Genomic DNA, 23,392 nt, shown 5'->3' on the forward strand with positions numbered 1-23,392 from the left:
ATGCCGCATTACGAACGTATCCTGATCACCGGCGCCGCCGGCCGGCTCGGCTCACAGTTGCGTAAAGGGCTGGTGTCGCTGGCAAAGACGATCCGTCTGGCGGGGCGCGAGCCGTTCGGCGATCTCGCGCCTCACGAGGAGGAAGCGGTCTTCGATCTCGCCGACATGGAGGCGACGATCGCGGCGACCAAGGACTGCGACGCGATCGTGCATTTCGGCGGGGCGCCGCTCGAATGCGAGTGGCAGACCATCCTCGATTCCAGCATCCGAGGCTCCTACCATATCTATGAAGGCGCGCGGAAACACGGCGTGAAGCGCGTCATCTACGCCTCCTCGGTGCATGCGATCGGCTACCACGAGATCGAGGCGCATATCGGCGTCGATGCGCCGGTACGTCCCGACAGCCTTTACGGCGTGTCGAAGAATTTCGTCGAAAGCCTCAGCCGGCTCTATTGGGACAAGTTCGGCATCGAGACCGCATGCCTGCGCATCTTCTCGTCCTTCCCCGAGCCGGCCGACCGCCGCATGCTGTGGTCTTATCTCTCCTTCGACGACTGCGTGCGCCTGGTCGAGGCTTCGCTGACAGCGCCGCGTGTCGGCCACACGATCTCGTTCGGCACTTCCGACAACAAGGTGAAGATGGTCGACAACAGCGGGGCCGACCACCTTGGATTCATCCCGCAGGACAGTGCCGAGCCATTTCGCGCCGCTATCGAGGCCAAGACTCCTGTTCTCGATCCGAAGAAGCCGTCGGTGAAATATCTCGGCGGCTGGTTCTGCGAGCTTGGCCACCCAGACGACAAGGCGGCAGAATAGCGCAACGGCCCCAACGTCGTCTTAGTCAGCCACCGGAAGGCAGGCTGGCCTTGATGAAGCGATGCCAGGCGCCGCCAAGCACGAGGGAGGATTCAGCTTTGCCGAAGCCTGCCGAGAGAAGGCCTTCCGAAAGCCTGGAAAAGTCGAGGTTCGATCCGAACCATGACGGTTGAAGCGGGAAGCTCGCGGTCGCCTGTATCTCGCGGGTCCAACGACCCTCGCGCATCCAGCGCACCACGCTGTCGGGCTGGTCCTGGCAGAGATCCGAGCCGATGCCGAGATGCTCAGCGCCCATGATCCGGGCGGCTTCCGAAGCCATTTCCCCGAATTGCCCTGGTGTCGTGTCGGAACCGTTCGGAAGATGCAGCGGGTAAAGCGAAAGGCCGAGCAATCCTTCCCTTTCGCGCAGTGCCAGCAGGACGGCTTTGGAGACATTGCGATTGCTGTCGCGCAGCCAGCGAGGATTGGCGTGGCTGACGACCACCGGACGCTGCGAGAGCGAGATCGCTTCCAGCGCTGTCCGCTCGCCCGCGTGGGACAGATCGATGATCATGCCGAGCCGGTTCATCTCGGCGATCGCCTCTCGCCCCATCCGCGTCAGGCCGCTGTCCTCTTTCTCCATCCAGCCGCAGCCCAGCAGTGACTGGTTGTTGTAGGTGAGCTGCATGAAACGGATGCCCAGATCGAAGAGCATTTCGATCAGGCCGATGTCGTCCTCGATCGGCATCGGGTTTTGCAGACCGAGAAAGATCGCTGTCCGGTTCGAGGCGCGGGCACGCTCGATGTCGCCGCTGTCGCGCGCCAAAAGGATCAGGTCCTCGTTGTCGCGAAACCGTGTCCGCCAATCGACGAGGTGCCGAACCGTCTCGCGGAAGCCTTCATGATAGCCGACCGTGGCGTGGACCGCAGTCAAGCCGCCCTGGCGCATCTGCTCAAAAATCTCGCGTGACCAGTTGCAGTATTGCAGCCCGTCGATGAGCACCTGAGGCGTGTCGGTAGCGACGGTCATTCGGGTACGCCCGCGTGGATGTAGGAGGTCTTCACCTGGGTGTAGAACTCGGCCGCCGAGCGCCCTTGCTCGCGCGGACCGTAGCTCGATGCGCGGACGCCGCCGAACGGCACGTGATAGTCGGTGCCGGCGGTCGCAAGGTTGACCATGACGCAGCCCGAACGCGACGCGTGGCGGAACGTCGTGGCGCGTGCGAGCGAACGCGTGGCGATCCCCGCCGTCAGCCCATACGGCGTGTCGTTGGCAAGGAAGATCGCTTCGTCGAGATCGTTTGCGGAAATGACGCAGCTTATCGGCGCGAACATCTCCTCCTGGTTGATGCGCATGCGCGAACGCCCATTGAGGAAAACAGCGGGCGCCATGTAGTGCCCCCGATGCGCCAGGTCGAGCGCCTCGCCACCTGTCGCAAGCTCGGCGCCTTCGCTTTTGCCGAGCGTCACATAATCGAGATTGGCTGAGAGTTGCCCGGCGCTGACGACCGGCCCCATCTGGACGCCGGCTTCCAGGGCATGGCCGACCTTCAGCGCCTTGGTTTTCGCCAGCAGCTTTTCGACGAAGGCGTCATGGACGGGCCGATGGACGATCAGGCGTGAGGCCGCCGTGCATTTCTGGCCCGAACCGCCGAAGGCGCCGTTCACGGCGAGGTCGACGGCGCGGTCGAGGTCGGCGTCGTCCATGATCACGAACGGATTCTTCGATCCCATTTCGAGCTGAAGCTTTACGAACCGCGCGGCCGCCAGTGCCGCGATGCCGGAACCGACGGCACCGGAGCCGGTGAAGCTCAGCCCTTGTATATCTGCATTTGCGGCGAGCTCGCGGCCGATCGTCGATCCCGACCCCATCACCAGGTTGAACAAGCCTTTCGGGATGGCCTGCCGGCTGATGATCTCGGTCAACGCCCAGGCGCTGGCCGGCGTGGCGCTGGCCGGTTTCCAGACCACGGCATTGCCGAAAGCCACTGCTGGCGCGATCTTCCAGGACGCGGTGGCGATGGGGAAATTCCAGAGCGATATGATCGCGACGACGCCGAGCGGCTCGCGCTCGATCAGCACATCGACGCCGGCCCGGACGGACTCGGCCGAAGAGCCGAGATTGCGCAATGCCTCCGCGGCGAAATAGGTGAAGAACTGCCCGGCGCGATAGACCTCGCCGACGCCCTCGGCCAGGATCTTGCCCTCCTCGCGGGACAGCAGTTCGCCAAGCTCTTTCGAGCGCGCCATCAACTCGCGCCCGATGGCGTCGAGAACGGCAGCTCTGGCTTCGAGCCCGGCCGCTGCCCACGCCCGCTGCGCGCCATGAGCCGCCGCTACGGCGTCGTCGATGTCGGACGGCTGCGCCTGGGCGAACCGCCCGACAACATCGGTCACGTCGGATGGATTGATATCCTCGGCCCAGTCGGCGCCGTCGCGCCATTCGCCTGCAACGAAGTTCTGACCGTTCAGCATTCTGTTCGACCTGCATCAATTCGGTTGACAACGACCTAACCAATGCTGTGAACTTCAATCAAGCTCAATTTTTGGCACAAATGTTCAGGCAAGCTTAACAGTGGGCAAAACCATCAGCCTGATCGGCATGCGAAGTTTCGTCGCGGTCTGCGAGACCGGCGGCGTGCGCGCCGCCGCCGACCAGATCGGCCGCACCCCGTCCGCCGTCTCGATGACCTTGAAACAGCTCGAGGACGATATCGGCGCGCCACTGTTCGAGAGCGAACGCAAGGGCGCGCTTTCGCCGGTCGGCCGCATAGTGCTCGACGAGGCGCGCGCCATGATCGCCCATTACGACCGCGCCTGCCTGGCGATGACGAGCTACGCCGCGGACCGGCAGGGACGCTGCGACGTGGCAAGTGTGCCTTCGGTCGCCGTGACCTTGCTGCCGCGCGCGATCGCTCAGCTTCGCGCCGAGGGCGGCAGGTTCGACATCCATGTCCGCGACAGCGATTCCAATGCCATCGTCGATGCGGTCGAGAACGGCATGGTGGAAGTCGGCCTGTGCGTGCTGGCAACGAAGCGGCCGCAGCTCAGCTTCGAGCCGCTGTTCCACGAGCCGCTGGACTTCGTCTGCCCGGTCGATCACCCGCTGGCAAAGTCGAAGCGTCCGTTGAAATGGGCGCAGTTGGGTGGCGAAAGCTTCATCCGCAACGGCGCCGCCGCGGCGCTGGGCATTGCCGAGACCGAGGCGCTTGCCGCCGGCTCGAAACTCACCGCCACCAATGTGAGCTCCAACCTGGCGATGGTGGAGGCCGGGCTCGGCGTCACCATTCTGCCCCGGCTTTGCCGCTGGAAATGCAGCCACGCCGTGCGCTTCGTTCCGCTTGCCGATCCGCGCTCGAGCCGCACCGTCGGCTGGATCGCCAAGGAAGGCAGGAACCTGCAGCCGGCGTCGCTGCGGTTCATCGAATGCATTCGCCTGCAGACGCGGGCGGGCGAAGGAGAGTTCGGCTATGCCGCGGCATGATTGGCGGGTGACCGGATGACACGCCTGACGCAAGCCCGGATCGAGACGTTCGCTCACAACGCGCTGATGCGCCATGGCGCCAGCGAGGAGCAGGCAAGGGCGTTGGCTGCCGGCATCGCGGCGGCCGAGCGCGACGGCCTGAAGTCGCACGGCCTGATGTACCTGCCGACCTATTGCGAACATCTGACCTGCGGCAAGGTCCTGGGTCTGGCCGAGCCGCGCCTGACGTGGCCGGCGCCGGCGGTTGTCACGGTCGATGCCGGCAACGGCTTTGCGCACGCCGCCATTGCCATCGGCATGCCGCAGCTGATCGAAGCGGCGCGTTCGCAAGGCGTCGCGGCGCTTGCCATCCGCAACTCCTACAATTGCGGCGCGCTGGGCTATCACACGGAACGCATCGCCCAGGAAGGCCTGGTCGGGTTGGGATTCACCAACGCGCCGGCCTCGATCGCGCCCTGGGGTGGCCGCAAGGCGGCTGTCGGCACAAACCCGTGGTCGCTCGCGGTCCCGGACGGACAGGGCGGCGCGCGTTTCGTCATCGACCAGAGCGCGAGCGTCGTCGCCAAGAGCGAAGTCATCAAGCGCGCCCGCAGCGGCGAGCCGATCGCTCCCGGCTGGGCCTTCGATGCAAGCGGCGAAACGACCACCGACGCCAACGAAGCGTTGAAAGGCACGATGGCGCCGGCCGGCGGCTACAAGGGCGTAGGCTCCGCCCTCTTGGTAGAGATCTTTGCCGCATGCCTGACGGGAGCCAATCCTGGACTCGTCGCGAGCCCCTTCTCCGGCTCCGCCGGAGGTCCGCCTGGAACTGGCCAGTTCTTCCTAGCGGTCTCGCCCGATGCAACCTCGGCCGGCGCGTTCGCCGGGAATCTAGAGACCGTCGCGGGCGCCTTCGTCGGCGAGGCGAGGCTTCCCGGGACAAAGCGTTTCGGCGCGCGCGAGCGCAACTCAAGCGAAGGCATCGAAGTGGCGGCGGAAACGCTTGCCACTCTCGAAAAGCTCGCCGGGACTGCCGCATGACGGCTATCGCGCTGCGCCCGCCCCAGCTTGTCATGCGCCTGCAGCGGCTTGGCGCGGCGCATCCGACGCGCCTCAGCTTCCTGCGCCAATTGATCCGCCGCGCAACCAGGGAACGCTGGCGCGTACGCAAGGATCGGTTCGATCTGGACGACCACGGATTTGGACGCGCGGTCTATGCGGTCGAGACACCGGCAAGGACCTACAGCCTGGTCGCGTTCTCGACACCGCTGGACGCTGAAAAGCGTTCCGACCGGGTGATCGCTCAGGCCTGGGACACGAGCTACGTCCTTTATGACGGTTTGCCGGACGCCACCGAGGTCGCGCGGTTGGAGGCAAATGCACCCTTGCAGGAGGCCGGCCGTTTCACGAGCCGCGAACTCGTGCTGGCGCGCGCAAACAAAAGCGTGAGGTTGTTCGAAGAGGTAGCCGCGGCGCTGGCGCACGGGCGGCAGCCGGACGAGGAGCAACTGCTCGGCGTCGGTTATCTGCTGCGCACGACGGCGGTTTACGGCAACGGCAAGTTCGGCATCGCCGATCGCGAAGAGATCGCCTCGCGGCCGGAACTTTCGGGATCCTTCCAGGCGGAGATGCTCACCGTCTGGCTGATCCGGTCCTTCACGCTCGACCTCGTCGACCACATCGCCCATCGCCGCAATCCCGCCGGCGCGGCGAGGCTGGCGCCGGATCTGCGCCGGGCGCTCGGAGTGGGCAATGCGACGGGGCTGGGCATGGCGCCCTTCCTCGTTCGCCATCCGCTGCTGACGCATAGCTGGTTCCTAGCCCGCGAAACCGCGCTGGCGCGGGTTCGCGCCCAACCCCGCGCCGGCGAGATGGAACGAAGTGCGTTTTTGCAGGCTCACACCGATCTGCGCCGACGCGTCGCCAGGTGGCACAGCGACGACAGCCGCCAGGCCGCTGCAACACGGTTGCTGGGCGACAATCTCGACACGCTGGCGGAAAACCTGGATCAGCTTCTGGCGAAGCCCCATCCTTGGGATGCGCTCTATCGCTTCGCGGAAGACCACTTCTCGCTCGAGGGGCAGGAAGCCTGCGTCTCGCTGATCCTCGAGCCGCATGGCGCCCTGATCGATGATCTCGGCGACACGATGAAGGCCGACGAGACGCCCGGCCACGGCATAGATGGCAGCGTGACTTGCGGCTCGCTTCGCCAGGCGCTTGTCGATTCCTATTCCTGGGCGGCGAGCGTCGACTTCACCGAGCCGGCCGCCAATGCGCGTTTCTGGTATGTCTCGGCGGAGAAGCTTGAGCCCCGGCTTGGCGAACGCTTCGAGGAAGACGGCGCCGTGCTTGAACAGCCTTTGGCCACCGCGCGCGATGCGCTCGACCTGGCCGCGGCGCTTGCGCTGGAACCGGCCTCAGGCCGCGTGGCGGAATTCCTGCTTCGCCGGCCGGAATGGCGCCATGCGGCGCGGCGCGCCCAGATCGTCGCCCGGTTCCCCTATTCCGAGATCCACGACAATCTGATCGGCGCCGAATTGCGGCCCGTCGACATATTGCGCGCCAAGCTGGCGTTCTTCGGCGCGCGCAGTTTCGATCCCCGCTCCGACCGATGGCTTCGGATCGCGCTCTTCAGCGGCGAACCCCTGATCGAGGATGTCGCCACGACGGCGCCGTCAGGAGCGGCCGCGTGATCGACCTGTCGCTCAACGAGGTGGAAACGCTGAGCGCCAAGGCGGCGCGGGGCGCGGGATTTTCATGGGGACTGGCCGAGGATATCGGGCGGGCGGCGCGCAGGATCGCGGTCGAGGACGAAAACTGGGGCCTGGCCATGCTGAGCCTTGCCGAAAACGCGCAATCCTTCGAAGCGCCGGCTCCTGCCCGCGCCACGCGCTGGAGGGACGGCGAGGCTGACGTGGCGGCCACAAGGCCGCTCTGTCCCATCCGAACGGCGGCCTTGCTGCTCGACGATCCGCCTCCGCCGAGCGCGATGCCGCTCGCCATCTTGAATATCGGCCTGCCCATCTGGCTCGACGCCATGCTGCGCCGCTCGAATATGCGCATGGCGCGGCCGGTCGGGCTGCTGATGCCTCGGGCCGATATCGTCGTCGAAAGCCGTGCCGGGACCATGCAGCCAGTCACGGGCCGCCGCGGAACGATCGACAAGCGGACGCTGGCGGCGCTGAATTCTTTCGCGGCCAAAACCTATGTGCCGGAAAGCGAAAGGTCGCGCGTCCGCGGCGCCGGCGGAGGCCGCGTGGACGATGAATAAGGGGAGAAGGAAATGAGCGCAGCCGACGGCCAGAAGATCGCCATGCGGGGGGCGGGCTATTACTCGGCCAACACCGTCGGCGCCAAATATGTCATCGACAAGGTCGGCGACCTCGTCGTCGAGGCTGTCGCCAGGATGCCCCGGCTGGCCGACGGCCAGCCTTTCGCCATCGCCGATTTCGGCGCGGCGGACGGCGGCACCTCGATGGACATGATGCGGCGGCTGGTCGCCGCCGTTCGGGAAACGGAACCGCACCGGGATATATCGATTACTTACACCGACCTGCCTCATAACGATTTCTCGACCCTGTTCCGGCTGAGCCAGGGCCTTCTTGGAACGTCCACGGAAGTTCCACTGGCCGAGACTCCCGCGCTCTACATCTTCGGCAGCGGAACCAGCTTCTATCGCCAGATCCTGCCGGACAATTCGCTGTCGTTCGGCTTCTCCGCCACGGCGATGCATTGGATCAGCAAGAGGCCCTGCATGATCGCCGACCACGTGCAGGCGGTCGGCGCGACCGATAGGGAACGCGAGCAATTTCGCGCCCAGGCCCTTCGCGACTGGGAGACGATCCTGCTTGCCAGGGCGCGCGAGCTGCGGTCCGGCGGCAGGCTCTCCCTTGCCAATTTCTGTGTCGACGAAGACGGGCGCTATCTCGGACATACGACAGGCGCCGATATGTTCGATTCTTTCGCTCGCCATTGGCGCGATCTGCTTCGAGCCGGGCGGATCAATGAGACCGAATATGTCAACGCGACGTTCCAGCAATTCTACAAGACGCCGGACGAGTTCGCAGCACCGTTCCGCGACCCCGCCTCGCCGGTGTCGCAAGCCGGACTGAGACTGGAGACGATGTTCACGATGGTGACGCCCTGCCCCTATGCCGAGGCGTTCCGCGTTCATGGCAATGCGCAGGATTTCGCCAAAGCCTATGTGCCGACGCTGCGCTCCTGGTCCGAGACTGTTTTTGCCAACGCGCTGGATTCCTCGCGTCCCGCAAGCGACCGCTCCGCGATCGTCGACGATTTCTACGACGCTTACGAAGCCGACGTGGCTCGAGCGCCGGCAGAGCACCGCATGGACTACGTCCACTGCGTGACGGAAATCGTCAAGTCATAACGGATATCGAGACCGACTTGCGCTAAGCTTCGTCGTTGCCCAGCAACGATGGTTGAACGACACAACGTCTAGTCGAGCGCCAGCGCAGTCACTTCCCGCCGGAAAGGCAACGCATCGCCGATATCGGCCTCGTCCAGCTCGCGGGCGAAGCGGTGGCCGGCATAGGTCGCCCAGGCGATCGGCCCCGGCGCTTCGGCGTCGCCGATGACCTTGACCGAACGGATGCCATTGTCGGCCCACTCGTTCTCTCGGGCTTTCAGCTCCAGCCAAACGGCGTCGTCCTGATTGCGCGACGTGACCAGGACGACGGCATCGGCCGCCAGTTCCTGTTTCGCGCCGGTATAGACACAGGCCGTCACGACGCCGCCTGAAGCGATATTCGTGACTGTGCGGTTAAGGACGATATCGACACCTAGCTCCGCCAGGCGGCGGTGGATGGCGCCCTGCTCCAGCGTGTTGCGGGTCCAGTCCGAGACATAGGCCGACGGCGTCACCAAGGTCACCTTGGCCCCCCGGCGCACCATCAGCTCGGCGAGAACGCCGCCCATGTAGTAATGATCGTCGTCGAACAGCACGACGTTGCCGGACGGCACCTTGCCGTCCATCAGATCGTCGGGCGTGTAGACCGGCATGGCGGCATCGATCGGCATCGGCACGACATGGGCGCGCGCGACGCCGTCGCGTCGCCACGTCGATCCGGTGGCTATGGCGACGTTTTGGAAGCCGAACGACAGGATGTCGGCCGCCGACAGCCGGCTTTCGAAATAGATGTCGACATTCGGCATCTGGCTGAGCTGGTACTGGCGATAATCGCGCACCCTGCCCCAGGCCGACAGACCCGGCAGCAGGCACTCGCGCGCCACCCGCCCGCCAAGCTCCGTGCCCGCCTCCGCTATCGCCACCTGATAGCCACGCAGGCCGAGCGCGCGGGCTGCCTCCAGTCCGGCGGGTCCGGCGCCGACGATCAGCACGCTGTCGCTGTCGCCCTTGGCCTGCATGCGCTCTGGATGCCAGCCCTTGCGCCATTCCTCCATGAAGGTCGGGTTCTGCGTGCAGCGTGAGATCGACATAGTCATGTCGCCGGTGATGCAGATGTTGCAGCCGATGCATTCGCGGATGTCCTCGATGCGACCCTCCTCGACCTTCTTCGGCAGGAAAGGATCGGCGATCGACGGGCGTGCGCAACCGATGAAGTCGAGCGTCCCGGACTTGATCATCCTGACCATCACATCCGGCGAGGTGAAACGACCGACGCCGACGACCGGCTTCGAGGTCAGCTTCTTGATGCCGGAGACGAGGCTCTCCTGCGCTGCCTCTTCCTTGAAGCGCGACGGCCCGGAGCAATCCTCCCAGGCGCCGTGAGCGAGGTCCCACAGGTCGGGCAGGTCGGCATGCATCTCGATCATGTCGCGGACTTCCGAGTTGGCGAAGCCAAGCTCGCCGATCATCTCGTCCAGCGACAGCCTGAGAGTCAGGCCGCACGTGTCGCCGATCGCGTCGCGCCCTTCCTCGATCAGCTCGCGCATCAGCCGCGAGCGGTTTTCCAGCGAGCCGCCATATTCGTCGCTGCGCTGGTTGGTGGCGGTCGACAGGAAATGCTGGATGATGCCGAAGCCGTGCGCGCCGTAGAGGCACACCAGGTCGAAACCCGCCTGCTTCGCGCGCTTGAAGGCATTGCGGTGCCAGCGGCGCAGGTCGCTTATATCCTGCCTGTCCATGGCGCGCGCCTGCACCGGATCGTTGGTGAATGTGCGGATCGGCAGGGCCGACGGACCCCGCGGGACCTCCTTGGTGTAGAGGTTGGGACCGTTTATGCCGGAATAGGCGAGCTGGACGCCGGCCAGCGCGCCATATTCGTGCATCGCCTTGGCCATCTTGGCCAAAGCCGGAATGTCGGCATCGTCCCACAGGCGGAGCTCGATGAAGGGCGTGATCTCGGAGGTATGGTGCATCTCCGTCTGCTCGGTGAAGATGACGCCCCATCCGCCTTCGGACTTGATGCGGCGCATCTCGGCCGCGGCCGAAGGGTCGCGATAGCCGCCGCCATTGCAGTGGGGAACCTGGTAGAAGCGGTTCTTGGCGGTCACCGGACCGATCTTCATCGGCTCGAACAGAATGTCGTAGCGTGGGTCGCGCATCTGGCTTCCTTCCAACCGGCTTGGCGTCGCCGGTGCTCTGGAGATTATTCATAAGTTGGCGCGGGCGCGGGAAAACTACGGATTTCTTCTGTGCGGATTAGGACATGCCTAATCGCGCGCAGCGTGGATTAGCCTGCGATAAATCGGGGCTGAGCCAAATGCGACTTCAGGGCCGGCGCGGCACGATGCTACACAGCCGGTAGCGGCAACAAGGCAAGAGACATGGATAGCATCAGGATCCTCGAAAAGCTGATCGCCTTCCCAACCGTGAGCCGCGACTCGAACCTCGATCTCATCGGCTACGCGGCGGACCTGCTCGGCGCGAACGGCATCGCCTGTCAGATCATCCATAGCGCCGACGGCCACAAGGCCAATCTCTTTGCCACCATCGGCCCGTTGGACAAACCCGGCATCATGCTGTCCGGCCATACCGACGTCGTGCCCGTCGACGGCCAGAACTGGACGTTGCCGCCATTCGCGATGACCGAGCACGACGGCAAGCTTTTTGGGCGTGGCGCAGCGGACATGAAGGGGTTCGTGGCCTGCGCGCTCGCGGCATGCCTCAAGGCCTCGAAGATGGCGCCTCGGACGCCCCTGCATCTGGCGCTGTCTTACGACGAGGAAGTCGGCTGCCTGGGCGTGCGCGACCTGATCGAAATGCTGGGTGCGGCGCCCCAACGCCCGCTGCTGTGCATCGTCGGCGAGCCGACCAACATGCAAGTGGCGACCGGACACAAGGGCAAGCTTGCGGCGCGCGCCATCTGCAAGGGACGCGAAGGCCATTCGGCGCTCGCCCCTCTGGCGCTCAACGCCATCCATCTCGGCTGCGATTTCGTGCGCGCCTTGCGCGACGAGCAGGACCGGCTGGCCCGCGAAGGCGCTCGCGACGGCGACTACGACATTCCCTACACGACGGTGCATGTCGGCAAGATCAATGCCGGCGTGGCGCTCAACATCGTGCCCAACCTCTGCCAGGTCGATTTCGAGATCCGCAACGTTGCCGCAGACGATGCCGCCGTCATTCTCGCCAGACTGCGCGACGCCGCTGCGCGCATTGCCGCCGACGCCGCTTCGATCGCGGCCGAAGCCGCAATCGACATCGAGATCACCAACACCTATCCAGGCCTCGACACGCCACCGACTTCCGAAGCGGTCGCCTTCGTCAAATCGCTGACCGGCGCCAACGACACCATGAAGGTCGCTTTCGGCACGGAAGGCGGACTGTTCAGTCGCGATCTCGGCACGCCGGCCGTCGTCTGCGGACCGGGCTCGATGGCGCAGGGGCACAAGCCGGACGAATTTGTCAGCGTCGAACAGTTGCGGCGTTGTGACGAGATGCTGGAGAGGCTGCTGTCGCGGCTCGCCGACGGCTGGCCGTAACCGTCCTCATTTGACGATGCGTTCGGTGCCGAAGACGCCTTGCTCGACCACGAAGCGGCGGCAGTGGTCGATGAAGGCCTGCACCGTCAGCGTGCGGTGCTCGGCGTTTGGCAGCGCTATTCCCATCGTCAGCGGCCTGAGGTCGCCCACCAGCGGCACGAAGACCAGCAATTTGCCGTCGGGCGACATCGTGTTGAGCGGCCGCATATTGGCGATCCCGTAGCCGAAGCCATTGGCGACCATCGAGCGCATCACGGCGATGTCGCCGGTGCGCTCGGCGATTTTGGGCCGCAAGCCCCTAGGCTGGAAAGCCGAGAGGAAATATTCGCGGCTATAGGGAAGGTCGAGCAGCACCATCGGCTCATCGACCAGTTCCTCGGGCGTGATGCCCGCCCGTCCCGCCAGGCGATGCGCAGCCGGCAGCATCACATAGGCCGGCAACTGCATCAGCGGCTCGAAGGTCATGTCCTGCGACAATTCGAGATCGTAGGTCAGCGCGGCATCAATTTCGCCACGCTGCAGCATCTCGAACAATTGCCCCTGGTTGCGCTCGAACTGCCGGACGCGCACGTCCGGATAGGCATCCTCGAATTTCCGGCGCAACGCCGGCAGCACGATCTGCGCGAAAGTGAGCAGGCAGCCGATCGCCAGCGGTCCGCGCACCTTTTCCGCGATATCGCCGGCAATGTCGTGCAGCGCGTCCGCATCGTTGAGCAGGCGCGCGGCTTCCTTCAGGAACAGGCGCCCGCCCGCCGTCAGCGCAAGGGCGTGCGAGTGCTTGCGCACGAAGAGCTGGACGCCGAACTCCGCTTCGAGCTGGGCGATCGACGCCGAGATCGACGGCGGCGAGACATTCACCTGCTCCGCCGCCTTGGCGATCGAGCCCGCTTCGCCGACCGCGACGAAATATTCGAGTTGTCTGAGCGTGAAGCGAAGCGGCATGGGCGGCTATGATGCCCGTTTGGTCGCGGCAATCAAGTCGCGGTCCTCAATACTTGATCCAGGTCGTCTTCAGCGCGGTGTATTTGTCGAGCGCGTGCAGCGACAGGTCGCGTCCGAAGCCGGATTGCTTGAACCCGCCGAAAGGCGTCATTGGGCTCAGCGCATCGACAGTGTTCACGGAAACGGTGCCGACCCGAAGCCGCTCCGCGATGCGGTGCGCTCGCGACAGGCTGTCGGTCCAAAGCGATGCCGCCAGGCCGTAGACGCTGTCATTGGCGATCCGGAGCGCCTCGTCCTCGGTGTCGAAGGCGATGACCGACAGCACCGGACCGAAAATCTCGTCGCGCGCAAGCGGGTCGTCCGGTGCGACATTGTCAAAGATCGTGGGCTGCAGGAAGCTGCCGCGTCCGTCGACGGCGACCCGGCCGCCGCCGGTCACCAGCCGGGCCGATTTCTTGCCGCCATCGATGAAACGCATCACCGTTGCAGCATGCCGCGCGTCCACCATCGCGCCCATCCTCGATGCCGGGTCGAGCGGGTCGCCGGGTTGCGTCGCCGCCGCGCGCTCCGCCAGTTTCTCGACCAGCGCATCCTTGACGCTGCGCTCGACCAGAAGCCGTGAATTGGCCGAGCACACCTGGCCCTGGTTGAAGAAGATGCCGAAGGCCGCCATATCGGCGGCCGCTTCCAGGTCGGCGCAATCGGCGAACACCAGGTTGGGGCTCTTTCCGCCGGTCTCCAGCCAGACCTGCTTCATGTTCGACTGGCCGGAATATTGCAGGAACATCTTGCCGACGGCGGTCGAGCCGGTGAAGGCGAGGCAATCGACATCCATATGGCGGCCGAGCGCCTGGCCGGCGGTCTCACCGAGGCCCGGCACCACATTGAGCACGCCGGCGGGCAAGCCCGCCTCCATGGCGAGTTCCGCCAGCCTGAGCGCCGAGAAAGGCGATTGCTCGGCCGGCTTCAGCACCACGGAATTGCCCGCCGCAAGCGCGGGCGCGCATTTCCAGGTCGCCATGTCGAGCGGGAAATTCCACGGCACCACGGCGCCCACGACCCCGAGCGGCTCGCGCCGCACCAGCGCGAGGTCGCCCTGACCCGTCGGCGCCACTTCGTCATAGAGCTTGTCGATCGCCTCGGCATACCACTGGAAGATCGCAGCCGAGCCCGGCACGTCGATTGTGGCCGCGTCCTTGACCAGCTTGCCCATATCGAGCGATTCCAGCAGCGCGAGCTCCTGCAGGTTCGCTCTCAGCAGTTCCGCCAGCCGCAGCAGCACCTCCTTGCGGTGCTGAGGGTTTGTTCGCGACCAGACGCCGGCTTCGAAGCTGCGTCGCGCCGCGGCGACGGCAAGGTCGATGTCCTCTTCCCCGCAAGAGGCGACCTCGGCGAGCGTCACTCCCGTGGCCGGATTGATGCTGGCGAAAGTCCGGCCGGAGCGCGCGGGCACCGCCTTGCCGTCGATGAACGCCTTGTCGCGAAAGCGGATCGCGGACGCCTTGCCGACCCATTCCTTACGGCTGAGTTCGCTCATGCTGGCTCCGGATTGTCGGGGGCTACTCGTCACCCGGAACGCCATAGCTTGGCGCATCGGACGGGTTGAGGGCGCGGGTGACGTAGGCGTCGAGCTGGGGCTTGTAGATCTCCCACAGCGTTGCCAGTTGCTCGATGGGACACGCCTCAGTCCAGTCGCAACGCAGGTCGGCGACGGGCCATGACACATCGCGCACCAGCTTCATGCCAGCCGAGCGGACAGGCCCCGCCTCCCCGCCTGCATAAAGCGCGGCGCGCATCGTGAGGATCAGCCGGTCGCCAAGATCGCCTTCGGACGCGAGGAACGCGTCGACCATGGCCTGCGGAACCTTGTCATTGGCAAGCAGGTTGCCGCCGCAGGCGACGTCCTCGCCGCGCGCCTCGGCCCAGATGCCGAGCGCTTTCGGCCCGGAATGGATCGCGCTGCCGCCGGCCGCGTCGACCGCTAGGACCTGCCGGTATTCGCTGAAGGCCGTGCGCTTCAGGATCGCGACGGTTTCAGCAGCGGAGGCCCCCCGCGCCATCAGCTCCAATGCCCGCGACCCGAGCGTCGGGTCGGTGACGTTCTGGCTGGCGACCGCGCCGACGCCTGCCTGCGCATAGGCGCAGCGGGCCGCGACCGCGGGAGACGATGACGATACCGCCACCCCGAACATGCCTGTGCGCTTGCACCGAGCGACAATGGAGAAGGTCATGGCGGTCAGTCCGGAATCACGGCGGTGCCGTCGATCTCGACCAGCCATTCCGGCCGCGCTAGGGCCGACACGACCACGCCGGTCGAAACCGGATGGACGCCCTTGATGTATTCGCCCATCGTCCGGTAGACGGCTTCGCGATGGCGGACATCGGTCAGGTAGACCACCACCTTCACCAGATGCTCCATCGTGCCGCCGCATTCCTCGATGAGCTGCCTGATGTTCTGCATGACCTTGTGGGTCTGCTCGACCGGATCGTGGCTGTCGATGTTCTTGGCGGTATCGAGATCCTGCGGACACTGGCCGCGCAGATAGACCGTGCGACCACCGCGCGTGACCACCGCCTGGCAGAGATCGTTGTCGAGCTTCTGTTCGGGATAGGTGTCCTTGGTGTTGAAGGTGCGAATTCGCGTATGCGCCATCTTGGTCTCCATATGGTCGGGCTCGTAGCTGTGGTCAGCTCTGGTCAGGCGTCCACTGGCTCGCGCTTCGCGGCTGCGTGATAGGCGAGATATTTTCGCTGCGTCGAAATGCGGTCGGCAACGTGCTTGGCATCATGCCAGACGCCCCAGATGAAACTCGACCCCCTGCGCGACTGCCAGGGCAGCCCCAGGAAATAGATCCCGGGCTCGGTCGAGACGCCGCGCTGGTGCCTTGGCCGGCCCTTCTCGTCGAAGGCGTCGACCTTCAGCCAGCTATAATCGACGGCAAAGCCGGTCGCCCATACGATCGCCGCTACTCCGGCCCCGGTCAGATCGAGTTCGCGGATCGGATTGGTCACGCATTCCGGATCCGGATCGATCCGACGGGCCGCGGGCTCTTCCGGAAGGTCGAGGCCGTTGCGCGCGACATAGGCGTCGGCTTCGTCAAGCAGCGACATCAGGCTGGCGTCGCCGCGGGCAATGTTCTTCGCAAGGTCCGACGCGAAGGTCATCACGCCGTCCTGGTAGGTCTTGGTCATGCCGACCAGCGTAAGCCCCTGCGCGGCCAGCCGACGGAAATCGATCGTTTCGCCGCCGCGCGCCCCGCTCACCGCGATCGTGACGTGTTCCGTGCCGGGTCCCGGGGTTTCCAGGTCCCATTTGCCGAGAACGCCCAGCCACCAGCAGAAGTCGCGGCCGCGATAGGCACGCGGCGGGCGATCATGCGGGCCGACCGAGAGGTAGACGCGCTTGCCGGCGCGTTGCAGCTCATCGGCGATCTGCACGCCTGACGATCCCGCGCCCACCACCAGCACCGCGCCTTTCGGCAACTGATCGGGATTGCGATACGCGCTGGAATGGATTTGCTGGATGCCTGCGTCCTTCGGGACCACCGGCGGAATGACGGGGACCTGGAAAGGTCCGGTCGCGGCGACGATGCTGTTGGCTTCGATCACGCCTTCCGACGTCTCGACGCGAAACCCGGGCCGGCCGGCATTTCTCTGCGCAAGCTTGACCTCGACGCCGCAGCGGATCGGCGCATTGATCTGCTTTGCGTAGGCGACGAAATAGTCGGCGACCTCCTCCTTTGAGGGAAAGCCGTCGGGACCCGTGACCGGAAACTCCATGCCCGGAAACCGGTCATGCCAGGCCGGGCCGTTGGCGACCAGGGAGTCCCAGCGCTGCGAGCGCCAGCGCTCAGCAATCCGGCCGCGTTCGAGGACAAGATGAGGCACCCCGCATTTGCCCAGGTGCTCGCTCATAGCCACTCCCGCCTGGCCGCCGCCAACGACAAGCGTGTCTATCTTCTCAACCGACATGCTCAGTCCTTCTCTGACCATCCGGCAGCTTCCGCTGCGCGGGATGAAAACGATCTCGGGCAGTTGATGGATGGGAGCCAGGCTACGCCATCCGATCGCTTCTCCGTTGGCGCCCACAAGTAGCAGCACGTGCGGGCGGGCGCCCATAACGAATCTCCGAAGTCACGCGTAACCATTTCCGAATTTCTCGCACCGACGGACGCACCTAGAGTCCCGGCGGTCGGATCGACAGCGCATGAGGTGGTGGCGAAGCCGGACATGTGTCGGCACGGGACGGTTCCGGAACAGGGATGCGCCTTCGCGGTTCCGCCATGCCTCCGACGCCGGCATTTTCGAGGGGCTGGGCATGAAGACTGAAAGCTTTGACTACATCGTCGTGGGGGCCGGCTCGGCCGGTTGCGTGGTGGCCAATCGGCTGAGCGCCGATCTATCGGTCAGGGTATGCTTGATAGAGGCCGGCGGCAGCGACAACAGCCTGCGGGTCAAGGTGCCGGCGGGCATCCTGTCGCTCTACGGCAACCCGAACTACGATTATTGTTTCGTCGGCGTGCCGCAGCCCCGTCTCAACAACCGCAGGATTCCGGTCAACCGCGGCAAGGCGTTGGGCGGATCGAGTTCGATCAACTCGATGGTCTATATTCGCGGCGCCGCCGAGGACTATGACGAGTGGGCCGGGCTCGGCTGCGCCGGCTGGGCTTATCGCGACGTGCTGCCCGTGTTCAAGAAACTGGAGCGGAATCTGATCGCCCAGGATCCGCGCTATCACGGCACCGGCGGCGAGCTGCTGGTTGACAATCCGCGCGATCCGAACGTGCTTTCCGGCATGTACGTCAAAGCCGGGAAAAATGCCGGCCTGCCCGCCAACACGGACTTCAATGCCGAGAGCCAGTTCGGCCTCGGGATCTACAACGTCACGCAAGACCGGGGACAGCGCTTCAGCAGCTTCAGCGCCTTCATGCGTCCGGTGCTCGACCGCAAGAACCTGACGCTGCTCAGCGAATGCGAGGTGATCGACCTTGTCATTGCCGAGGGGCGCGCCACAGGAATACGCGTGCGGCATGAGGGCCAGCAGAAGATACTCTCGGCCAGCCGCGAGATCGTTCTTTCGGCCGGCGCCATCAATTCTCCCAAGATCCTGATGGCCTCCGGCATCGGGCCCGCAGGCGAGCTCCAGCAGACCGGCATCACGCCGGTTCTCGACCTGCCGGGCGTCGGCAGGAACCTGCAGGACCATGTCGACGGCATGATCACCGTGCGCTCCAGGAGCACCAGGACGCTCGGCCTGTCGATCGCCAACCTGCCTCGTATCACGGCGGCGCCCTTCCAGTATTTCGCGCGTCGCAAGGGCATGCTAACCACCAACTATGTCGAAGCCGGCGGCTTCGCGAAGACCAGGCACGCGAACGGCCTTCCCGACATCCAGTTCCACTTCGTGCCGGGCTATCGCAGCCATCGCGGCAGATTGATCGAATATGGCCATGGCTACGCCATCCACACCTGCGTGCTCCGGCCGAAAAGCGTCGGCGAGATCAGGCTGTCGCGCGACAGCACGCGCCGGGACGTCCTGATCGACCACCGCTTCTTCACGCATGAGGACGACGCCATGGTGCTGGTCGAAGGCATCAAGATCGCACGCCAGATTTTTGCCTCGCCCGAGTTCGACGAGGTGCGGGGCAAGGAGATGCTTCCGGGCAAGGATGTCAGCAGCGACGACGAAATCCTCGCCTATCTGCGCGCCGAAGCGCTGACCGTCTATCACCCGGTGGGAACCTGCAAGATGGGAACGGACGCGATGGCGGTCGTCGATCCGGCAACGCTCAAGGTGCGCGGCGTGGATGGGCTTCGGGTCGCGGATGCGTCGGTCATGCCGAAGCTGATCGGCGGCAACACCAACGCGCCTAGCATGATGATCGGGCAGAAGGCTTCGGAGATGATCCTCGCCGCGGCGCACAACGGCGAAAGGTAGAGACGCCGCTGCCGCGATCAGGCGCTCTCAGTGATCCTCGTCGATCTCGTCGTGCAGCAGGCCGAGGATGCGGCGCTTGAGCGCGATGAAGTCCGGCTCGAGGATCACGTCCATCGAACGCGGCCGCGGGATGTCTACCTTGATCTCGGCCTTGATCTTGCCGGGCCGGGCCGTCATCACCAGAACACGATCGCCGAGCACCAGCGCCTCGTCGATATCGTGGGTGACGAAGAGCACCGTCTTCTGCTGCCGCTCCCAGACGCGCAAGAGCAGCTTCTGCATGGTGCCGCGCGTCTGGCTGTCGAGCGCGCCGAAAGGCTCGTCCATCAGGAGAACGGCCGGGTCATTGGCAAGGGCGCGCGCGATCGCCACGCGCTGCTTCATGCCGCCGGAGAGCTGCGCCGGGTAGTGGTCCGCAAAGGGCGCGAGGCCGACCTCGTTGAGATACTGGTCGACGATCTGCTTGCGCTGTTGTGCGGGCAAGCCCTTGCGCTTGGGCCCGTACTCGATGTTGGCGCGCACCGTGAGCCACGGAAACAAGGTGTAGCTCTGGAACACCATGCCCCTGTCGGGACCGGGCTCGATCACTTCCCTGCCGTCGACCTTGATGCTGCCCCAGGTCGCGTCATTGAGGCCGGCGGCGAGATAGAGCAGGCTAGATTTGCCGCATCCCGAAGGACCGACGATGACGCAGAATTCATTCTTGGCCACTTTCAGCGACACATCGTCCAGCGCCAGCACGCCGTTGGCATCGCCGTAGCGCAGCGTCACGTCTTCGACGGCCATCGTGGTGCCGGCCGAACGCGGATCGCCGGCCGCAGCGGCCGTGCCGGCCGCATTGTTCGCCTTGATGGTTTCGGTCATTGTTACCTTTGGTCCGGCTGCGGTTTGCGGGGATGCGTTCAAGATCAAGGTGCCCATGGCGCGACCCTTGCCCGGATGATGCGGAATGCCGTGTCGGTGATGAGGCCGAGAAGCCCGATCGCGGCGATCGCCATAAAGATCACATCGACCTGGAAGCCGCGCATCGCCTTCAGGCCGATATAGCCCAGGCCGCTCGACGCCGCGACGAGTTCCGCCACCACCAGATATGTCCAGGCCCAGCCCATGGTGACGCGAAGCGTGTCGAGGATCGCGGGAAGTGCCGCGGGAAAGATGACATGCCACACGGCTTCGCTGCGCTTGGTGCCCAACGTGTAGGAGGCGTTGACGAGGTCCCTGGATACGCTGCGCGCGCAATCGGAGATCATCACGAGCTGCTGGAAGAAGGTGCCGAAGAAGATGACCGCTATGCGCTGCTCGATGCCGATGCCGATCCAAAGGATGAACAGGGGCACGAAGGAGGTCACGGGCAGATAGCGGATAAAGTTGACCAGCGGCTCCAGCGGCGCTTGCACCACCCGGTAGGTGCCCATCCACAATCCCAGCGGCACCGCGATCAGCGAGGATACGATGAAGCCGAGAAGCACCACCTTGGCGCTGGTCAGCGTGTGGTAGAAAAGGCTGCCGTCCAGGGACATTCGATAGGTCGTCTGCAGCACCGTTCCGGGCGTTGGCAGGAACATGTTCGGCACGACACGGCCATAGGACAGAAGGGCCCAGCCGCCAATCACGACTACCCACATCGCCAGTGCGAGCGCCGTTGCCGTGCCGGCGGGGATGTTGGCGAATGGGGTCGTCAGGCGTGTCCACGCCGTCCGCCTCTGTGCCATAAGATGGCCTCCGTTGATTAAGCGCGAAACGCTGGCTTTCGAGAAAACCGGGCGGCCCCGAGAGGCCGACCAACTCTGGTTTTCGGGGAACGGGGCCGGCCCGTACGCGCCGGCCCGTTTGATCTCGAAGGTCTCACTGTTCCTTGATAAAATCGGTGTCGAGGATGGTTTTCGCGTCGATCGTCATCTTGAGCTTGCCTGCCTTGCCCCAGACGTCCTGCGCGAAGTTCACCAGGTCCGAGGCTTCGCTCTTCTGCGGCGCCCCGAAGAATTCTAGGTTGCGGGCACGGTCGTAGTAACGCACGCCCTTGGCGCCGGCCGCGAAATCCTCGGGCTTCTCGAGATAACCGCCGATGCCCTTGGCCATGATCTCGTAGGCCTTGTCCGGATTGGTCTTGATGTATTCGACCGCCTTGTAATAGCCCTTGACGAGGGCCTTCACGTCTTCCGGATGCTTCTCGATCAGATCGCATTTAAGCGCGATCACATCCACGATCAGGCCAGGGGTGGCGGTGGAATCGATCAGCACCTTGCCCTTTCCGCCTTTGCGGACTTCGGTGAGGTGCGGCTCCCAGGTCACGGCGGCGGGAACCTGGCCGGCGATGAAGGCCGTCGCGGCGTCATCGGCGGTCATGTTGGTGATGGTGACGTCGTCCTCGGTCATACCTTCCTTCTTCAGGAGCACGTTGAACCAGAATTCGGAAATCGAGCCCTCGTTCAGGGCCACCTGCTGGCCCTTCAAATCCTTGAGCGACGCGACGTCGGCCTGCGTGACGACGCCGTCGCCGCCATGGCTGTCGTCGAGCGCCAGGACGTATTTGAAGCAAAGCTCGTCCGAGCGGTATTTCATCAGCTCGTCGACGGTGGAGGCGGCGCCGTCGAGGTCGCCGCCGGCCACCGCTGCCATGTAAAGCGCAGATTCTTCGATGACCTTCAGGTCGACATCGAGGCCGGCCTCCTTGAAGTAACCGAGGTCGCGGGCAAGGAACAGCGGCCCATAGCCCACCCAGGTGGTCATGCCGAGGCGAATGGCGCCGGCATTGGCCGGAGCGGCAAGTCCCAGGCCCAGCAGGCCTGCGCTGACCGCGGTCATCAGGCAATTTCGGAATGTCTTCATTGTCGTGGTTCCCCATGGCTGTTGCTGGCATCGGCCCAGTCAAGTGGCCTATGCCAAGCGGTGTTTCGGCAGCCGCTCTCTTGTTATGCGTCGCCTCCCAGGCGAACCTTGCGTGTTCTAGGCCCGCAGGAGAGCATCCGGGCCGGATCGCCAAAAGAAGTCTTTTTCTGTCTTTTGCTTCGCCGAAACCGAAGCGGCGGCCCGGCGCCGTCAGCGTCATCGACTTTGCGGCGATGCCTTTGGTGAGGATGGCCAAGATCGTCGGCCAGGTGCGCCGTGCCAAGCGCCGGCCTTCCCCCGGCTGGAGGATGGTTCAGTCGAAGAAGCCCGCGTCCTCTTCCCGGAGATACTTCCGAGCCGCCTCGGCATCGATATCGAGGCCCAGCCCCGGCGCTTCCAGCAGATCCACCATGCTGTCCTTCACGATCTGGGCCGGCAGGCCGATCACAAGGTCTTCCCACCACGGGTCGGAGGCGCTCGGATATTCGAAGGCGACGTAGTTGGCGGGCAAGGTAGCGCAGACATTGATCAGCGCGCCGAGGCCGAGCAGGCCGTTCGCGGTGCCGTGCGGGGCCATCAGGATCGAGTGCATGTAGGCGTGCTCGGCCACCCATTTGAGCTCTGCAATGCCGCCGATATCGGCAGGATCGGGGCCGATGACGCGCACAGCCTGCGTCTCGATCAATTCCTTGAAATTATGCCGCAGGTAGATCTGCTCGCCGGTGTGGATCGGCGTCGAGGTTGAGGTGGTCAGTTCCCGGTAGGCCTGCGGATTGACCCATGGCACATAGTCGCCGGTCAGCATGTCCTCGAGCCACATCAAATTGTACTTCTCGACCGCGCGGGCGAACTTGATCGCATCGGGCAGCATCCAGCCCGGACCGCAGTCGAGCGCCAGGCTGACCCTGTCGCCCAGCACCTCCTTCATCGCGATCACGCAGTCGAGCATGTGATTGAAACCGCGCTCGCTGATCATGCCCTGATCCATGGCGCCGTGATAGCCGGCCTTCTTCTGCGTCACGCCGTAATGGAAGCCCTCGACGGTGTCCTTCATGTTGGAGTGGAACGAGATGCCTTGCTTGACCATGAAGAAGTTCTGCGGCTGCTCCATCATCCATTTGACGTCGGCGGCATAATCCTCAGGCCGGTCGCCCGTGCGCTTCCGGCGGATCGAGCCGTTGTAGACGCGCACCTTGTCGCGCACCTTACCGCCGAGCAGCTTGTAGACAGGCACACCGGCGGCCTTGCCGGCAATGTCCCACAGCGCATGCTCGATGGCGCTCACCGCCGCGCCATAGGGCTTGAAGGAGCCGCGCTGGCGGATCTTCAGCATCACGCGCTCGACATCGGTCGGGTCTTCACCGATCAACGCTTCACGGAAGTGCAACACAAAGGGCTTGAGATAGGTCTTGGTGAACTCGACTTCGCCCAGGCCATAGAGGCCCTCGTCGGTGACGACGCGGACGATCGGGTGCTTGCCGATGACGGCGCAGCGCAGGTCGGTGATCTTCATGGCG

General features: G+C 64.8%; 20 protein-coding genes. 8 read left to right on the plus strand and 12 right to left on the minus strand.

Annotated features, from left to right (window positions below; all coding sequences use genetic code 11):
- Positions 1-816 (plus strand): NAD(P)-dependent oxidoreductase, encoded by an 816-nt coding sequence (locus YU3_RS0118870; protein ID WP_027167728.1) that lies wholly within the window; start codon positions 1-3, stop codon positions 814-816.
- A gap of 25 nt (positions 817-841) precedes the next feature.
- On the opposite strand, the gene YU3_RS0118875 is transcribed toward YU3_RS0118870, so the two are convergent.
- Both YU3_RS0118875 and YU3_RS0118880 read right to left on the minus strand, forming a co-directional pair.
- A complete protein-coding gene (locus tag YU3_RS0118875) occupies positions 842-1,825 on the minus strand; it encodes a membrane dipeptidase (protein WP_036258869.1) in 984 nt (327 codons plus the stop codon).
- Complete coding sequence (locus YU3_RS0118880) at positions 1,822-3,270, minus strand: aldehyde dehydrogenase family protein (RefSeq protein WP_027167730.1); 1,449 nt, start codon at positions 3,268-3,270, stop codon at positions 1,822-1,824. Before YU3_RS0118880 ends, YU3_RS0118875 begins: the two co-directional genes overlap by 4 nt.
- Positions 3,271-3,370: 100 nt before the next feature.
- Between YU3_RS0118880 and YU3_RS0118885 the strand changes: the two genes are divergently transcribed.
- Genes YU3_RS0118885 through YU3_RS0118905 form a run of 5 tightly spaced genes read left to right on the plus strand, consistent with a single transcriptional unit; the run spans position 3,371 to position 8,648 of the window.
- Entirely contained in the window at positions 3,371-4,279 is a 909-nt protein-coding gene (locus YU3_RS0118885) for a LysR family transcriptional regulator (RefSeq protein WP_027167731.1), read from the plus strand.
- A 15-nt stretch (positions 4,280-4,294) separates the two neighbouring features.
- Positions 4,295-5,299 carry an Ldh family oxidoreductase gene (locus YU3_RS0118890; protein ID WP_027167732.1) on the plus strand — a complete coding sequence of 335 codons (1,005 nt, stop codon included), beginning with the start codon at positions 4,295-4,297 and terminating at the stop codon, positions 5,297-5,299.
- A complete protein-coding gene (locus tag YU3_RS0118895) occupies positions 5,296-6,951 on the plus strand; it encodes a hypothetical protein (RefSeq protein ID WP_027167733.1) in 1,656 nt (551 codons plus the stop codon). Before YU3_RS0118890 ends, YU3_RS0118895 begins: the two co-directional genes overlap by 4 nt.
- Positions 6,948-7,529 carry a DUF3726 domain-containing protein gene (locus YU3_RS0118900; protein ID WP_027167734.1) on the plus strand — a complete coding sequence of 194 codons (582 nt, stop codon included), beginning with the start codon at positions 6,948-6,950 and terminating at the stop codon, positions 7,527-7,529. Before YU3_RS0118895 ends, YU3_RS0118900 begins: the two co-directional genes overlap by 4 nt.
- A 12-nt stretch (positions 7,530-7,541) precedes the next feature.
- A complete protein-coding gene (locus tag YU3_RS0118905; protein WP_027167735.1) occupies positions 7,542-8,648 on the plus strand; it encodes a hypothetical protein in 1,107 nt (368 codons plus the stop codon).
- A 68-nt stretch (positions 8,649-8,716) separates the two neighbouring features.
- Here YU3_RS0118905 and YU3_RS0118910 read toward each other — a convergent pair whose 3' ends face one another.
- On the minus strand, positions 8,717-10,786 hold the full coding sequence (locus YU3_RS0118910; RefSeq protein WP_027167736.1) for an NAD(P)-binding protein: 2,070 nt from the start codon (positions 10,784-10,786) through the stop codon (positions 8,717-8,719).
- Between the two features lie 222 nt (positions 10,787-11,008).
- Between YU3_RS0118910 and argE the strand changes: the two genes are divergently transcribed.
- On the plus strand, positions 11,009-12,166 hold the full coding sequence (gene argE, locus YU3_RS0118915) for an acetylornithine deacetylase (protein ID WP_027167737.1): 1,158 nt from the start codon (positions 11,009-11,011) through the stop codon (positions 12,164-12,166).
- Between the two features lie 6 nt (positions 12,167-12,172).
- Here argE and YU3_RS0118920 read toward each other — a convergent pair whose 3' ends face one another.
- The 5 genes from YU3_RS0118920 to YU3_RS0118940 are packed head-to-tail and all read right to left on the minus strand — an operon-like array spanning position 12,173 to position 17,080.
- Positions 12,173-13,108, minus strand: a complete 936-nt coding sequence (locus tag YU3_RS0118920) for a LysR family transcriptional regulator (RefSeq protein WP_027167738.1) — start codon at positions 13,106-13,108, stop codon at positions 12,173-12,175.
- 46 nt (positions 13,109-13,154) lie between these two features.
- Positions 13,155-14,645 (minus strand): aldehyde dehydrogenase, encoded by a 1,491-nt coding sequence (locus YU3_RS0118925; protein ID WP_027167739.1) that lies wholly within the window; start codon positions 14,643-14,645, stop codon positions 13,155-13,157.
- A 22-nt stretch (positions 14,646-14,667) separates the two neighbouring features.
- Positions 14,668-15,339, minus strand: coding sequence for a DUF1028 domain-containing protein (locus tag YU3_RS0118930; RefSeq protein WP_027167740.1), 672 nt, complete (start codon positions 15,337-15,339; stop codon positions 14,668-14,670).
- A 5-nt stretch (positions 15,340-15,344) separates the two neighbouring features.
- Positions 15,345-15,761 (minus strand): RidA family protein, encoded by a 417-nt coding sequence (locus YU3_RS0118935; protein WP_027167741.1) that lies wholly within the window; start codon positions 15,759-15,761, stop codon positions 15,345-15,347.
- Between the two features lie 44 nt (positions 15,762-15,805).
- Positions 15,806-17,080 carry an NAD(P)/FAD-dependent oxidoreductase gene (locus tag YU3_RS0118940; protein ID WP_027167742.1) on the minus strand — a complete coding sequence of 425 codons (1,275 nt, stop codon included), beginning with the start codon at positions 17,078-17,080 and terminating at the stop codon, positions 15,806-15,808.
- A gap of 346 nt (positions 17,081-17,426) precedes the next feature.
- On the opposite strand from YU3_RS0118940, the gene YU3_RS0118945 reads away from it, so the two are divergent.
- Positions 17,427-19,046, plus strand: a complete 1,620-nt coding sequence (locus tag YU3_RS0118945) for a GMC family oxidoreductase N-terminal domain-containing protein (protein WP_036258872.1) — start codon at positions 17,427-17,429, stop codon at positions 19,044-19,046.
- A gap of 27 nt (positions 19,047-19,073) precedes the next feature.
- Here the strand turns inward: YU3_RS0118945 and YU3_RS0118950 are convergent, their stop codons facing one another.
- The 4 genes from YU3_RS0118950 to YU3_RS0118965 form a co-directional block, all read right to left on the minus strand.
- On the minus strand, positions 19,074-19,832 hold the full coding sequence (locus YU3_RS0118950; protein WP_198021680.1) for an ABC transporter ATP-binding protein: 759 nt from the start codon (positions 19,830-19,832) through the stop codon (positions 19,074-19,076).
- Between the two features lie 122 nt (positions 19,833-19,954).
- On the minus strand, positions 19,955-20,758 hold the full coding sequence (locus YU3_RS0118955; RefSeq protein WP_027167745.1) for an ABC transporter permease: 804 nt from the start codon (positions 20,756-20,758) through the stop codon (positions 19,955-19,957).
- 133 nt (positions 20,759-20,891) lie between these two features.
- Positions 20,892-21,875 (minus strand): ABC transporter substrate-binding protein, encoded by a 984-nt coding sequence (locus tag YU3_RS0118960; protein ID WP_027167746.1) that lies wholly within the window; start codon positions 21,873-21,875, stop codon positions 20,892-20,894.
- A gap of 313 nt (positions 21,876-22,188) precedes the next feature.
- The gene (locus YU3_RS0118965) at positions 22,189-23,388 is read right to left on the minus strand and encodes a mandelate racemase/muconate lactonizing enzyme family protein (protein ID WP_027167747.1); all 1,200 of its coding nucleotides are present in this window, start codon (positions 23,386-23,388) and stop codon (positions 22,189-22,191) included.
- Positions 23,389-23,392: the final 4 nt, after the last annotated feature.

Origin of the sequence: Mesorhizobium sp. WSM3224 (assembly GCF_000427725.1) — a bacterium.
GTDB lineage: Bacteria > Pseudomonadota > Alphaproteobacteria > Rhizobiales > Rhizobiaceae > Mesorhizobium.

Coding starts and splice junctions, on each gene's coding strand:
- YU3_RS0118870 (WP_027167728.1), top strand. CDS start 1: ATGCCGCATTACGAACGTATCCTGATCACCGGCGCCGCCGGCCGGCTC.
- YU3_RS0118875 (WP_036258869.1), bottom strand. CDS start 1,825: ATGACCGTCGCTACCGACACGCCTCAGGTGCTCATCGACGGGCTGCAA.
- YU3_RS0118880 (WP_027167730.1), bottom strand. CDS start 3,270: ATGCTGAACGGTCAGAACTTCGTTGCAGGCGAATGGCGCGACGGCGCC.
- YU3_RS0118890 (WP_027167732.1), top strand. CDS start 4,295: ATGACACGCCTGACGCAAGCCCGGATCGAGACGTTCGCTCACAACGCG.
- YU3_RS0118895 (WP_027167733.1), top strand. CDS start 5,296: ATGACGGCTATCGCGCTGCGCCCGCCCCAGCTTGTCATGCGCCTGCAG.
- YU3_RS0118905 (WP_027167735.1), top strand. CDS start 7,542: ATGAGCGCAGCCGACGGCCAGAAGATCGCCATGCGGGGGGCGGGCTAT.
- YU3_RS0118910 (WP_027167736.1), bottom strand. CDS start 10,786: ATGCGCGACCCACGCTACGACATTCTGTTCGAGCCGATGAAGATCGGT.
- argE (WP_027167737.1), top strand. CDS start 11,009: ATGGATAGCATCAGGATCCTCGAAAAGCTGATCGCCTTCCCAACCGTG.
- YU3_RS0118920 (WP_027167738.1), bottom strand. CDS start 13,108: ATGCCGCTTCGCTTCACGCTCAGACAACTCGAATATTTCGTCGCGGTC.
- YU3_RS0118925 (WP_027167739.1), bottom strand. CDS start 14,645: ATGAGCGAACTCAGCCGTAAGGAATGGGTCGGCAAGGCGTCCGCGATC.
- YU3_RS0118930 (WP_027167740.1), bottom strand. CDS start 15,339: ATGACCTTCTCCATTGTCGCTCGGTGCAAGCGCACAGGCATGTTCGGG.
- YU3_RS0118935 (WP_027167741.1), bottom strand. CDS start 15,761: ATGGCGCATACGCGAATTCGCACCTTCAACACCAAGGACACCTATCCC.
- YU3_RS0118940 (WP_027167742.1), bottom strand. CDS start 17,080: ATGTCGGTTGAGAAGATAGACACGCTTGTCGTTGGCGGCGGCCAGGCG.
- YU3_RS0118945 (WP_036258872.1), top strand. CDS start 17,427: ATGAAGACTGAAAGCTTTGACTACATCGTCGTGGGGGCCGGCTCGGCC.
- YU3_RS0118950 (WP_198021680.1), bottom strand. CDS start 19,832: ATGGCCGTCGAAGACGTGACGCTGCGCTACGGCGATGCCAACGGCGTG.
- YU3_RS0118955 (WP_027167745.1), bottom strand. CDS start 20,758: ATGGCACAGAGGCGGACGGCGTGGACACGCCTGACGACCCCATTCGCC.
- YU3_RS0118960 (WP_027167746.1), bottom strand. CDS start 21,875: ATGAAGACATTCCGAAATTGCCTGATGACCGCGGTCAGCGCAGGCCTG.
- YU3_RS0118965 (WP_027167747.1), bottom strand. CDS start 23,388: ATGAAGATCACCGACCTGCGCTGCGCCGTCATCGGCAAGCACCCGATC.